8 protein-coding genes are annotated in these 12,211 nt (G+C 69.9%); 2 read left to right on the forward strand and 6 right to left on the reverse strand.

Features of this window, described 5'->3' with window-relative positions; genetic code table 11:
- Window positions 1-116 precede the first annotated feature (116 nt).
- From LTH93_RS01365 to LTH93_RS01375, 3 genes are read right to left on the reverse strand one after another with little or no spacing between them, the layout of a single operon-like run.
- The gene (locus LTH93_RS01365) at window positions 117-1,070 is read right to left on the reverse strand and encodes a MaoC/PaaZ C-terminal domain-containing protein (RefSeq protein WP_241469715.1); all 954 of its coding nucleotides are present in this window, start codon (window positions 1,068-1,070) and stop codon (window positions 117-119) included.
- 3 nt (window positions 1,071-1,073) lie between these two features.
- On the reverse strand, window positions 1,074-2,435 hold the full coding sequence (locus LTH93_RS01370; RefSeq protein WP_241469717.1) for a 3-oxoacyl-ACP reductase: 1,362 nt from the start codon (window positions 2,433-2,435) through the stop codon (window positions 1,074-1,076).
- A gap of 7 nt (window positions 2,436-2,442) precedes the next feature.
- On the reverse strand, window positions 2,443-3,735 hold the full coding sequence (locus LTH93_RS01375; protein ID WP_241464530.1) for an acetyl-CoA C-acetyltransferase: 1,293 nt from the start codon (window positions 3,733-3,735) through the stop codon (window positions 2,443-2,445).
- A 199-nt stretch (window positions 3,736-3,934) separates the two neighbouring features.
- Here LTH93_RS01375 and LTH93_RS01380 point away from each other — a divergent pair, with 199 nt between their 5' ends.
- Together LTH93_RS01380 and pepN are read left to right on the forward strand one after the other, a co-directional pair.
- The gene (locus LTH93_RS01380) at window positions 3,935-6,010 is read left to right on the forward strand and encodes an acyl-CoA dehydrogenase family protein (RefSeq protein ID WP_241469719.1); all 2,076 of its coding nucleotides are present in this window, start codon (window positions 3,935-3,937) and stop codon (window positions 6,008-6,010) included.
- Window positions 6,011-6,118: 108 nt separating this feature from the next.
- A complete protein-coding gene (gene pepN, locus LTH93_RS01385; protein WP_241469721.1) occupies window positions 6,119-8,878 on the forward strand; it encodes an aminopeptidase N in 2,760 nt (919 codons plus the stop codon).
- Between the two features lie 85 nt (window positions 8,879-8,963).
- Here the strand turns inward: pepN and tatC are convergent, their stop codons facing one another.
- From tatC to LTH93_RS01400, 3 genes are read right to left on the reverse strand one after another with little or no spacing between them, the layout of a single operon-like run.
- Window positions 8,964-9,767, reverse strand: coding sequence for a twin-arginine translocase subunit TatC (gene tatC, locus LTH93_RS01390; RefSeq protein WP_241464527.1), 804 nt, complete (start codon window positions 9,765-9,767; stop codon window positions 8,964-8,966).
- 5 nt (window positions 9,768-9,772) lie between these two features.
- Window positions 9,773-10,093, reverse strand: a complete 321-nt coding sequence (tatA, locus tag LTH93_RS01395) for a Sec-independent protein translocase subunit TatA (protein WP_241464526.1) — start codon at window positions 10,091-10,093, stop codon at window positions 9,773-9,775.
- 36 nt (window positions 10,094-10,129) lie between these two features.
- Window positions 10,130-12,205, reverse strand: coding sequence for a helix-turn-helix transcriptional regulator (locus LTH93_RS01400; protein WP_241469723.1), 2,076 nt, complete (start codon window positions 12,203-12,205; stop codon window positions 10,130-10,132).
- Window positions 12,206-12,211: the final 6 nt, after the last annotated feature.

Here is a 12,211-nt window from a genome sequence, read left to right on the forward strand (position 1 = left end):
GGGGCTCATCCTAGCGGCCCGGATCCCACGCGGATCCTGGGGTGGAAAGACCGGCCGTGGTGCTGCAGGTCAGAATCCTGTGCAGACTCCTCCGGCACCGAATCAGGGCAGCCGGATCAGGGCAGCTGCAGCTCGGCGCTGAAATGCCGCCGGGCCTTGCGCGGGTTCCAGCCGATGAAGCGCACCGCCTTGGGCCCATGCGGCTCCGCGGCGAACGCCACGGTCCCGGGCAGGGTCACCGGCGCCTCGAAGCGGATCCACCAGCGGTGTCCGGCGCCCTCGGGCTCCCGCCCTTCCAGCATCCTGCCCGCGCAGTACATGCCGTGCACGATCGCGGCGGGCATGCCCAGCGCCTTGGCGGCGAGCTGGGAGACGTGGATCGGGTTGTAGTCCCCCGACACGGCGGCATACGCCCTGCCCGCCTCCGAGCCCAGCCGCCAGGAGGCGGTCTTGACCGGCGGGACGAAGGACTTCAGCTCGGCGTCGGAGCGGGTCACGTCCGTGGACCCCGAGTCTGCCGAGATCTCTGTGCCCAGCTGGGTGCCCTTGCTGAGATAGGTCGAGACCGAGCGCCACAGCACCGAGGTCTCCGCTGCATTCTCCGAGTCAGCGTTCGCCGGGTCTGCCCCCTGCTCGAGCACGGTGACCTTGATGTCGACCTGGGTGCCGCGGCGGTGCGGGCGAAGGTTCTCCGCGGCCACCAGGATCTGCACCGGCTGGCCCACCCGGACCGGGCGCAGGTGCTCAACCTCGTTGGCCACATGCACAAGACCCATCAGCGGCAGCGGGAACTCGCCGTCGCTCATCAGAGCCATCTGCATCGGGAACCCGATGATGTGGACCAGCACCGAGGGCAGCGCGGCGCGGTGGGCGCCGTCGAAGGATTCTCCGCCGAAGAGCCGGCGGTAGCTCTCCGCCTGCTCGACGCTGACCCCTGGGTGCTGGGCCAGCACGGACCTGCCCGGCAGGGTGCGGGCGCCAGCGCCGGGGCGCAGCTTCGAGCGCGCGGCGCCCAAGGCGGCGCGGCCGTAGAGGCTGCTCAGCGAGGGCATCTCGATTTCAGTGACCATGGCTCAGGCCCCCACGAGGTTCTGTCCGCAGACCCGCAGGGTCAGCCCGGAGGTGCCCCCGGCCTGCGGCGAGGCCAGGAACGCGATCGTCTCGGCCACGTCCACGGGCAGTCCGCCCTGGTTCAGCGAGTTCAGCCGCCGGGCGACCTCCCGGGTGGCGAAGGGGATCTTCGCCGTCATCTCGGTCTCGATGAAGCCCGGTGCGACGGCGTTGATGGTGCCGTGCCGGGCGGCCAGCTGGGCGGCGGTCGCGGAGACCATCCCCATGACCCCGGCCTTGGAGGCCGCGTAGTTGGTCTGGCCGCGGTTGCCGGCGATCCCGGAGGTCGAGGCCAGCGAGATGATCCGCGGACCCATCGCGCCGCGGGCGTCGGCGTTGAAGAGCTCCGAGGCCAGGAAGGCCCGGTTCATCCGCAGCTGCGACTCGATGTTGACTGCGATGACCGAGTTCCAGCGGGACTCGTCCATGTTGGCGAGCAGCTTGTCCCGGGTGATCCCGGCGTTGTGCACCACGATGTCGAGCCGTCCGTGGTGCTGCTCCGCGTGGGCGAGGATCCGGTCCCCGGCGTCGGGTGCGGTGATGTCCAATTGCAGCGCGGTGCCGGAGACCTCGTTGGCGACGCCGGCGAGCTGCTCGCCTGCGGCGGGGATGTCCACCAGGATCAGTGTGGCGCCGTCGCGGTGCAGCACCCGGGCGATGGACGCGCCGATGCCGCGGGCGGCCCCGGTGACCACTGCGACCTGGCCCTGCAGCGGGCGGTCCCAGTTGCCCGGCAGCGCCCCGTTGACGCTGTCCACCGAGATGAACTGTCCCGAGACGAAGGCCGAGCGTCCGGAGAGCAGGAAGCGCAGCGCTCCGGCCGCACCGGGCGCTGAGGGGTCCAGGTCGTCGGCGAGCACGATGCCGTTGGCGGTGCCGCCGGCGCGCATCTCGTGCGCCGTCGAGCGGGTCAGGCCCTGGACCGCGCTGCGGGCGGCGCGCACGGCCGGATCCGAGGTGCCCTGCGGATCGCGCGAGACGGTGATGACCCGGCCGGAGGGCTTGAGCTGCTTGAGCAGCATCCCGATCTCCAGCACGGTGCTGCTGAGGTCCGCGGGGCTGGAGGCGGAGTCGAAGCAGGCGACGACGCCGGCCACCTTCTCCTTGGGCCCGACGTTGCGGCGGACATCGAGGTCCCAGCCGAGCAGCCGGTCCGCGAGCGCCGAGGCGGCCTCGGAGCTGCCCAGCACGACCACGGGGCCTTCGATGAGCGGGCGTCCTGGCCGGTGGCGGCGCAGCTTCGCCGGCTGCGGGAGACCGAGGTTCTTGGTCAGGGTGCGGCCGAAGCTGGTATTGGCGAATTCGGTGTAGGTGTCTCTAGCCATGAAGCGGTTACCGTCCTTCGATGATCGCGGTGATGCCCTGGCCGCCGGCGGCGCAGACCGAGATGAAGCCGAGCTTGCCGGGCTTGCCGTGCAGCGCCTTGGCCAGCGAGGCGACGATCCGTCCGCCGGTGGCGGCGAAGGGGTGCCCGGCGGCGAGCGAGGAGCCGTTGACGTTGAGCCGGCTGCGGTCGATGGTTCCCAGCGCGGAGTCCAGGCCGAGCTTGTTCTTGCAGAACTCCTCGGACTCCCAGGCCTTGATCTGGGCCAGCACCGTGGAGGCGAAGGCCTCGTGGATCTCGAGGTATTCGAAGTCCGAGAAGCTCAGGTTGTTGCGCTTGAGCATCCGGGCCGCGGCGTAGGCCGGAGCCATCAGCAGGCCCTCGGCGCCGTCGACGAAGTCCACTGCGCCTTCTTCGTAGTCGATGAAGTTCGCCAGCTTGGGCAGATCGTGCTGATCGGCCCATTCCTCGGAGCCCAGCAGCACCGCGGAGGCGCCGTCGGTCAGGGCGGTGGAGTTCGCCGCGGTCATGGTGGCCTCGGCGCCGAGGTCACGCCCGAACGCTGGGGAGAGCTTGCCCAGCTTCTCCAGCGTGGAGTCGGCGCGCATGTTGGTGTCACGTCCGACGCCCTTGAAGGGGGTGACCAGGTCGTCGAAGAAGCCGCGATCGTAGGCGGCGGCGAGGTTCTTGTGGCTGGCCAGGGCGAGCTCGTCCTGCTCCGCCCGGGTGATCCCCCAGGCGTGGGCGGTGATCGCCATGTGCTCGCCCATGGACATGCCGGTGCGGGGCTCGTTGACGCCGGGGGCCTGCGGGGACAGGTGGCCGGGGCGGATCTTCGCCAGCGCCTTGAGCCGCTGGGGCACCGACTTGGCCCGGTTGGCCTCCATCAGGATCCCGCGCAGCTCATCGGTGACCACGATCGGGGCGTCGGAGATGGAGTCCACTCCCCCGGCGATGGCGGAATCGATCTGGCCCAGCTTGATCTTGTTCGCCATCGAACCGATGGCCTCCATGCCGGTGGCGCACGCCATCTGCACGTCGAAGGCCGGGGTCTTGGGGTCCAGCGGGGTGCCCAGCACGGACTCGCGGGTGAGGTTGAAGTTCTTCGAGTGCTTCATCACCGCACCGGCGGCGACGGTGCCGATCTGTTCGCCCTGCAGCCCGAAGCGGGCCACCAGGCCGTTCAGCGTCGAGGTGAGCATGTCCTGGTTGCCCGCGGTGGCGTAGGCGGTGTGGGCCCGCGCGAAGGGGATGCGATTTCCACCGATGATGACGGCGTCTCGGATGTTCTGTGCACTCATGGAACTGACTCCTGGGTCGAGGGGTGCAGGCACCCGACGGAACGTCCGCTGGGTCAGCGGGTCCGGCAGGTCTTGCATTTGTTACTGGTCAGTATCATAGACTATTTTGTGTGCAGGATCACTGATCAGCCCCGCGCCGAGGAACCGGCGCAGATCATCCCGTGCGCCTGACGCTCAACCCCCAGTCTGAGGAGACCTCATGTCACACCACCCGGTCACCCACCCGGTCACCGACCCGATCGAGGCCATCGATTCCGCCGACTCCGCTCGCGTGGACAAGAAGGTGATGGAGGACGTGCTGCTCGGACACTGGGCCGACACCCGGCGTCAGGCCCGCGAGCTGCTCAAGGACTCCGCCTTCCACAAGGTCGAGGGCATGTCGAAGGAGGATCACCGCGAGCGGGTCTTCGAGCAGATGGCGAAGCTCGCCGAGGACGGCGCCGTGCACCGCGCCTTCCCCAAGGAGTTCGGCGGCTCCGATGCACACGGCGCGAACATCGCCGCCTTCGAGGAGCTGGTCACCGCCGACCCCTCGCTGCAGATCAAGGCCGGGGTCCAGTGGGGCCTCTTCGCCGCCGCGGTGCTGCACCTGGGCTCCGAGGATCACCACCGCAGGTTCCTTCCCGCGACCATGGACCTCCGGGCTCCCGGCGCGTTCGCGATGACCGAGTTCGGCCACGGCTCCGACGTCGCCTCCATCGGCACCACCGCGACCTACGATCCGGCCACCGAGGAGTTCATCCTCAACACCCCCTTCCCCGCGGCCACCAAGCGCTACCTGGGCAATGCGGCGAACGACGCCAAGGACGCCGTCGTCTTCGCCCAGCTGATCACCAACGGGGTCAACCACGGGGTGCACTGCATCTACACCAACATCCGTGGCGATGACGGCCAGCCGCTGGCGGGGATCACCATCACCGATGAGGGGCAGAAGGGCGGCCTCAACGGGGTGGACAACGGCTGCTTCACCTTCGACAACATCCGGGTCCCGCGGACCAACCTGCTCAACCGCTATGGCGACGTCGCCGCCGACGGCACCTACAGCTCCCCGATCGACTCCCCCGGTCGCCGGTTCTTCACGATGCTCGGCACCCTGGTGCAGGGCCGGGTCTCGCTCACCGGCGCCTCGGTGGCGGCCTCGAAGCTCGCGCTGATCGGCGCGGTAACCTACGGCAACCAGCGGCGCCAGTTCAACGCCTCCTCCACCATCGAGGAAGAGGTGCTGCTGGACTACCGGCTGCACCAGCGCCGACTGCTCCCGCGCCTGGCCACCACCTTCGCGGCGAACTTCGCCCATGAGAACCTGCTGGTCAAGCTCGACGACGTGTTCTCCGGCAAGGACGACTCCGATGAGAACCGGCAGGAGCTGGAGACTCTGGCCGCGGCGATCAAGTCCGTGACCACCTGGCACGCGCTGGACACGCTGCAGGAGGCCCGCGAGGCCTGCGGCGGCGCCGGCTTCATCTCCGAGAACCGGCTGGTCTCGCTGCGCGCGGACCTCGACGTCTACGTCACCTTCGAAGGCGACAACAACGTGCTGCTCCAGCTGGTGGCCAAGCGTCTGCTCAGCGACTACGCCGCAGAGTTCAAGGATGCCGACTTCGGGGTGCTCTCCCGCTATGTGGCCACCCAGGCGCAGTCCACGGTGATGAACCGCTTCGGTCTGCGCCGGGCGTTCCAGTCGGTGCAGGACACCGGGGATGAACGCCGCAGCGCCAACTGGTTCAAGCAGCCCGACGTGCAGCGCCAGCTGCTCACCGAACGCTCCCGGCAGATGGTCATCGACGTGGCTTCAGAGCTGCGCTCGGCGTCGAAGCTGCCCGCGGCCAAGCAGGCGGCGATCTTCAACGACCACCAGTACGAGATCATCAACGCCGCCAAGGCCCACGCGGACCTGCTGCTCTGGGAATCCTTCACTGAAGCCCTCGAGAAGGTCGACGATCCGGGGACCAGGCAGATCATGACCTGGCTGCGTGACCTCTACGCGCTGACCAAGATCGAGGACACGCTGGACTGGTACCTGCTCAACGGGCGGATCTCCTCCCAGCGCGCCCGCACGCTGAGCCCGTATGTGAACCGGCTGCTGCAGCGGCTGCGCCCGCACGCCCAGGACATCGTGGACTCCTTCGGCTACTCCCCCGAGCACGTGCGCATGGAGATCACCTCCGGCTCCGAGCAGCGACGCCAGGACGAGTCCATGGAGTACTACCGGACGCTGCGGGCCTCTCCCACCGCGCCGGTGGATGAGAAGCTGCTGCACTCGCGCCGGAAGTGAGCTGGGCCGCTCGGGCCGCTCAGCTGATCAGCCGCTGAGCTGAGCGGTCGACGGGCTGGCGATTCTCGGGTGATGGGCGGCTGAGCAGGCGTCTGCTTGAATAGCAGGATGACTGCTCAGCTGCCCTTCCCCCGTGCCGACGTCGAGAATCTGACCCGCGAGGAGGCCGCCCAGCGCGGCGCCCTGCTCGAGGTCACCCACTACCGCGTCGAGGTGGATCTGCGCGGCGCGCCCGCTCCTAAGGCCGAGACCTACCCGGTGCGGACCAGGATCGACTTTGCGTCCTCCGAGGTCGGTGTGAGCACCTTCTTGGACCACCTGGGCGCCTCGGTGGAGTCCCTGGTGCTCAACGGGGAGACCCTGGATGTGGACGCCCATGTGGGTCCGGCTCGGATCCTGCTGCCCGGGCTGCGGGCGGAGAACACCGTGGAGATCCGGTCCACCTCGCGGTACTCCCGCTCCGGTGAGGGGCTGCACCGGTTCGTGGACCCGTCGGACGAGCAGGTCTACCTCTACACCCAGTACGAGCCGGCCGACTCCCGCCGGGTGTTCCCGGTCTTCGAGCAGCCGGATCTGAAGGCCCGGTTCAGCTTCTCGATCATCGGCCCCCAGCACTGGCAGCTGCGCTCCAACAGCCCCGCGATCTCGCGGATGCCGCTGGAGAGCGGTGAGGCCGCAGGGGCTGCGAAGGGTGAGCCCGCTGGGGCGGACGATGCCGCGGAGGCTGCCGGTGCCGCCGTCGTCGGCCCGCTGGTCCGGGTGGAGTTCGCCGAGACCCCGCGGATGTCCTCCTACATCACCGCGCTGCTGGCGGGTCCCTATCACCACGTGGAGGGCCATTACCGCGGCGGAGTGCCCGGCGGCGAGACCGTCCAGATCCCGCTGAGCGTGCTCTGCCGGGCGTCGCTGGCGGAGCACTTCGACGCCGACGCGCTGCTGGAGCTCACCCAGCGCGGGCTGGACTTCTTCCACGCCGAGTTCGCCTACCCCTACCCCTGGGGCAAGTACGACCAGGTCTTCGTCCCGGAGTACAACCTCGGGGCGATGGAGAACCCGGGGCTGGTGACCTTCACCGAGACATACGTCTTCGACACCGCCGCCACCGACGCCCAGTACGAGACCCGGGCCAACACCCTCATGCACGAGATGGCTCACATGTGGTTCGGCGACCTGGTGACCATGCACTGGTGGGATGACCTGTGGCTCAAGGAGTCCTTCGCCGACTACATGGGATCCCTGGCCGTGGACGAGGCCACCGACTGGACCACCTCCTGGATCTCCTTCGCCAACGGGCGCAAGGCGTGGGCCTACGTGCAGGACCAGCTGCCCACCACCCACCCGATCGTCGCGGACATCCCCGACCTCGAGGCCGCGGATCAGAACTTCGACGGGATCACCTACGCCAAGGGCGCCTCGGTGCTCAAGCAGCTCGCCGCCTACGCCGGACGTGAGGCCTTCCGCGAGGCCGCGCGGCGCTACTTCAGCCGCCACGCCTTCGGCAACGCCTCGCTGGGCGACTTCCTCGCCGTGCTCGAAGAGGTCACCGGGGCGAACATGGACGACTGGGCCCGGGCCTGGCTGCAGACCGCCGGGGTCCCGGTGCTCTCCGCCGAGCTCGACGCCGCCGGTGGCGGTGCGGGCCGGGTGCTGGTCCGCGAGCAGGGCGTCGACCCGGCCACCGGGGAGTCGGTGTCCCGGCCGCACAAGATCCGCGTCGGGGTCCATGTGATGGATGCCGCAGGCGAGACGCTGGCACTGCACGCCGCCCAGGAGGTCTTCCTGGACCCGGCCGCCCCGGAGGGGCTCACCCCGGTGCCGGAGCTGAGCGTGCCGGCGGACCGGCCGCGGCTGCTGCTGCCCAATGAAGATGACCTGACCTACGCCAAGCTCAGCCTCGACCCGGAGTCGCTGGCCGCGGTGCTGACCTACCCGGTGGCCGATCCGCTGGCGCGCGCCACCGTGTGGGCTGCGCTGTGGTCCATGGTGCGCGACGGCGAGCTGCCCGCCCGCCGCTTCCTGGCGGCCGTGCAGCAGCTGGGCCTGGGCATCGACGAGATCGTCGTCGTCCAGGGGCTGCTGCGGCAGTCGCTGACCGCACTGGAGCGCTACACCCCAGCCGACGAGCGGCCGGCGCTGCAGCGCGACCTCGCCGCCCGGCTCGCCGCGGAGCTGACCCGCCGCACCGGCGGGGACCATCAGCGCGCCACCGCTCGAACCCTGGCCACACTCTCCCGCCGAGAGGGCTCACAGCTGGAGCTGCTCGAGGCGCTGCTCGACGGCGGCGCCGCAGACCATGGGATCTCGGGGCTGCGCATCGATGAGGAGCTGCGCTGGGCGTTCCTGCAGGCCCTGGCCGCGCACGGTCGGGTGAGCCTGGATCAGCTCGATGCGGAGCTGGCCGCCAAGACCACGGCCCGGGCCCGGATCGCGCACCGGCTCGCCACCGCCGCGAGGCCCGACCGTCGGGTCAAGCAGGCGGCCTTCGGGCAGGCGCTCGCCGGGACGGATGACTCCGGCGAGGAGCTCTCCAACGATCACCTCACCGCCACCGTGGACGGCTTCACCGTGGCAGGTGACCCGGAGACCGCGGCGGTGATAGAGCGGCAGACCGATGCGTACTTCGACGCGCTGACCGACGTGTGGGAGCGGATGAGCCAGGGACAGGCCACCCGGGTGGTCTCCGGGCTCTACCCCGGGGCTCAGGACCTCGACGCCGGAGCGGAGCCGACCGAGCACCCGCTGGCGCTGCGCACGCAGCGCTGGCTCGATGAGAACGCGGATGCCCCCGCGGCGCTGCGCCGGCTGCTCATCGAGGAGCAGGATCAGCTGCTGCGCGGACTCCGCGCCCAGGCGGCGGCCCAGGGCTGAGCCCGGCGGGCGGGGTGCGGGACAGGCGCGCGGGACGGGCGCGCGGGCGGTGTTCGGGCTGGGTGCGGGCGGCGTGCGGCCCGGCTCAGTCGAGCAGCAGCTCGTCGATCTCGGACTCGGCGGCGGCCTCGCGTCTGCGGCGCCGGCGGTCGTTGAGCATGCAGAGCAGGATCGCGACGCCGAAGAGCACGGTCAGCGGCAGGGCGATGAAGAACATGCTCACCGCGTCGCCGCCCGGGGCTGCCAGCGCGGAGACCACCGCGATGAGCATCACCACCCCGCGCCAGGCCTTGAGCACCTGTCTGCCGGTGACCAGGCCCATCATGTTGATCCCGACCAGCACCACCGGGATCACCATGGCAAGCCCGAAGGCCAGGAACAGATGCAGCACAAAGGTGAAGTAGACGTCGGGGTTGATCAGGTTCGACGTGCCTTCGGGGTTCAGCGCGAAGAAGAAGTCGATGGCCTGGGGCAGCACGCTGTAGGCGCCGACGATCCCGCCGAGGAAGAGCGGCACCGAGGCGGCGATGAAGCCGATGGCGTAGCGCTTCTCGGTCTTCTTCAGCCCCGGCATGATGAAGGCCCAGATCTGGTAGAGCCAGATGGGTGAGGAGATCACGACGCCCACGAAGAGCGAGAGCCTGATCATCAGATCCAGCGGGCCGCCCACGGTGTTGAAGGCGATCTCCGCGAGCCGGCCCTCCCCCTCATAGCCGACGATAGGCTCAGCCAGCAGACGGAAGAGCCAGTCGTAGAGGAAGAATCCGGCGATGGCCCCGAGCAGAATGCCGATGCCGGCCTTGATGAGGCGATTGCGCAGTTCCCTGAGGTGATCCTTCAGAGCCATCGTGCGCTCGGGATCGCGCCGCCGCTTCTTCGATGTGGCCATGCGGCTTAGCGGTGGTCTCCCCGCTGCTCCCGCTCATTGCGGCGGGCCTGCTCGGCGGTGGGGTCATTGGGGTTGAGCACCCGGCCCTCGACGGGGGCGCGCTCATCTTCACGCGGGTCCCTGCTGGGCGCAGCGGAGACGTCCGGGGATTCGGAATCAGAATCAGAGGAGTTCCGCTTGGATTCGTCGCTCATGGTGCGCACCTCAGACTTGAAGATGCGCATCGACTGGCCCACTGACTTGGCCAGCTTCGGCAGCTTCGGGGCGCCGAAGAGCAGGATGATGAGCAGTGCGATGATCGCGAACTGCCAGCCTTGGATACCCATAGTGACTTCCTTTCCTCGAGCCCAATCGTACGCCAATCACTCAGACAGGACCGACAGCTCCTCGCGTGCCCGCATAGTCACCTTCTCGCGAATCTCGGCAGGGACCAGGACGGTGAGATCTCCCCCGAGCTGCAGGCAGAGCCTGATCAGAGCCTCGCGGCTCTGGAACCAGGTGCTGATGATCCGGACGCCGTCGGGCTGGATGCGCTGACGCTGCGGCGCATAGCGATCGGCCAGCGCGGCGGCGGCCGGGGAGAAGCGCAGGACGACGTCGAACGCTCCGCTGCCCTGCGGCGGTCGTGGCGGCTCCGCCGGGGACTGGGCGAGCAGACGTGCGGTCTCGCTGATCGGCTCCTCGGGCAGCGGGCGCTGCGCCCGGATGCGTGAGCCGAGGAAGTTCCGTGGTCCCTGCGCCAGGCGGCACCAGGCCTGCAGATAGGTGCGGGGGCCGTCGATGTAGACGTGCGTCGGCTCGACCACCCGCTCGGTGATGGTCCCGGAGGCGTCCTCATAGCGCAGCTCGACGCAGCAGCCGCCCGTCACCGCGGCGCGCAGTTCGGCGGTGGATTCATCGCGCGCCTGGGCGCCGGCGGCCACCTTGGTCGCGGCCTCCTGCAGACCCGCGGGGAGCACGCGGGCGATCTTCCCGCGCAGGGACTCGGCCGCGGAGACCCAGCTCTCGGCGGCGGCGTCGGCCGCGGCCGTGGCGGCCGTGTCGTCGGCGGCCGTGTCGTCAGCGGCCGTGTCGTCGGCCGCGGAGTCCGCGGCGCTGATCATGGTGTTGAGCGCGATCAGCAGCGAGAGCGCGCCGGGCTTGGTCAGCGTCAGCGGGCGTGCCAGGACGTCGCCGGTGCGCGCGGAGGGCATCGCCAGGGTGATCGGCGCGTCGGTCACCAGGTAGTCCTGGGTGAAGGCGTCCAGGTTCAGCGGCGGCGCGGGGTGGATGTCGATGAACTCGCCGTACTGTCCGGGGCCGAAGCTGCCGGACTGCTGGATGGAGAGCAGGTCCTTGAGCAGCTGCTTGGGCGTGATCTGGTGTCGTGTCAGCAGCTCAGACGGACGCACCCCGTCGGCGCTGAGCAGATAGGCGGCCATGGCCAGCACACGCTCCACCTTGCGGTGGGCGGGATCGGCCCGGCGCGGCGCGGCGGCCGGCGCCAATCGGGGCGGCTTCGGGGCGGGGCCCTCATGGGCCTCGAGGGCTCCGCGCAGCAGCCGCGCCGGATCCTCTTCCCCGGCGAGTCCGTCCAGCGCGGCGCCGACGTCGGCCGCGTCGATGGCGGCGCGGTCCGGCTCGGTCAGCTGCGGTGCGGGGCGCAGCGGGCCGATGGGCCCGTGCACCCGGTCCAGCCGGAAGGTCCTGCGGGCGCCCCGGTCGAGATCATGCCCGATCAGGTACCAGTGGCCGCGGGCGGCGAAGTCCAGCAGCACCACCCGGCGCGGCTCGGGCTGCTGAGCGCCCCTGCCGGTGTAGTCGAAGCAGATCGGCTGTCGCGGCTCGAGCGCGGCGAGCTCGGTGAGCCGTTCGAACTCCTCGTCGCTGCCCAGGTTGAAGCTCAGTGCGGTGGAGGCCTGCGCTGGTGCAGCCGCGGGCGACGACGAGCTGGGCGTCACGCTCGGCGAGGCGGACGACGACGGCGGGGGCTCGCCTGGTCCGGCAAGCGCCCAGCTGGCCTGCTCCAGCCAGGAGCGGGTGCGGCTGCCGGCCCAGAGCTGGGTGGCGCGGGAGAGCACCAGGGTCTCGGTCTCGCTCAGCGGCAGCGGCGGCAGGCCGTAGTCGGCCGGGTCGATCCTGTAGCGGTAGTCCTCGCGGTCCGCGGCGGGCTCTTCGATGGCGATGCCGCAGCTGCGCAGATGGTCCTTGTCACGGCTGAAGAGCCGTTCCCAGGCGTCCTGAGACTGCTCCTCGGACTGGCTGCGGTAGTGCTCGACCCGGTCGCGGATCTCCGCCTTGGTCAGTCCGCCCTGACCGGCGTCGAGGATGCTCGCGGCCAGCGAGAAGGCGCGCGCCACGCCATAGTCGGCGTAGACGTCCTGCTCCTCCTCGCCCGCCTGGAGATCTTGCGCATCCGTCGCGGGCGGCGCCGTCTCGCCGTCGATCTTCTCAGTCACCGTGGC

The sequence above is a fragment of the Nesterenkonia sp. DZ6 genome, assembly GCF_022565835.1.
Lineage (GTDB): Bacteria > Actinomycetota > Actinomycetes > Actinomycetales > Micrococcaceae > Nesterenkonia.

Coding starts and splice junctions, on each gene's coding strand:
- LTH93_RS01375 (WP_241464530.1), bottom strand. CDS start 3,735: ATGAGTGCACAGAACATCCGAGACGCCGTCATCATCGGTGGAAATCGC.
- LTH93_RS01365 (WP_241469715.1), bottom strand. CDS start 1,070: ATGGTCACTGAAATCGAGATGCCCTCGCTGAGCAGCCTCTACGGCCGC.
- pepN (WP_241469721.1), top strand. CDS start 6,119: ATGACTGCTCAGCTGCCCTTCCCCCGTGCCGACGTCGAGAATCTGACC.
- LTH93_RS01380 (WP_241469719.1), top strand. CDS start 3,935: ATGTCACACCACCCGGTCACCCACCCGGTCACCGACCCGATCGAGGCC.
- tatA (WP_241464526.1), bottom strand. CDS start 10,093: ATGGGTATCCAAGGCTGGCAGTTCGCGATCATCGCACTGCTCATCATC.
- tatC (WP_241464527.1), bottom strand. CDS start 9,767: ATGGCCACATCGAAGAAGCGGCGGCGCGATCCCGAGCGCACGATGGCT.
- LTH93_RS01370 (WP_241469717.1), bottom strand. CDS start 2,435: ATGGCTAGAGACACCTACACCGAATTCGCCAATACCAGCTTCGGCCGC.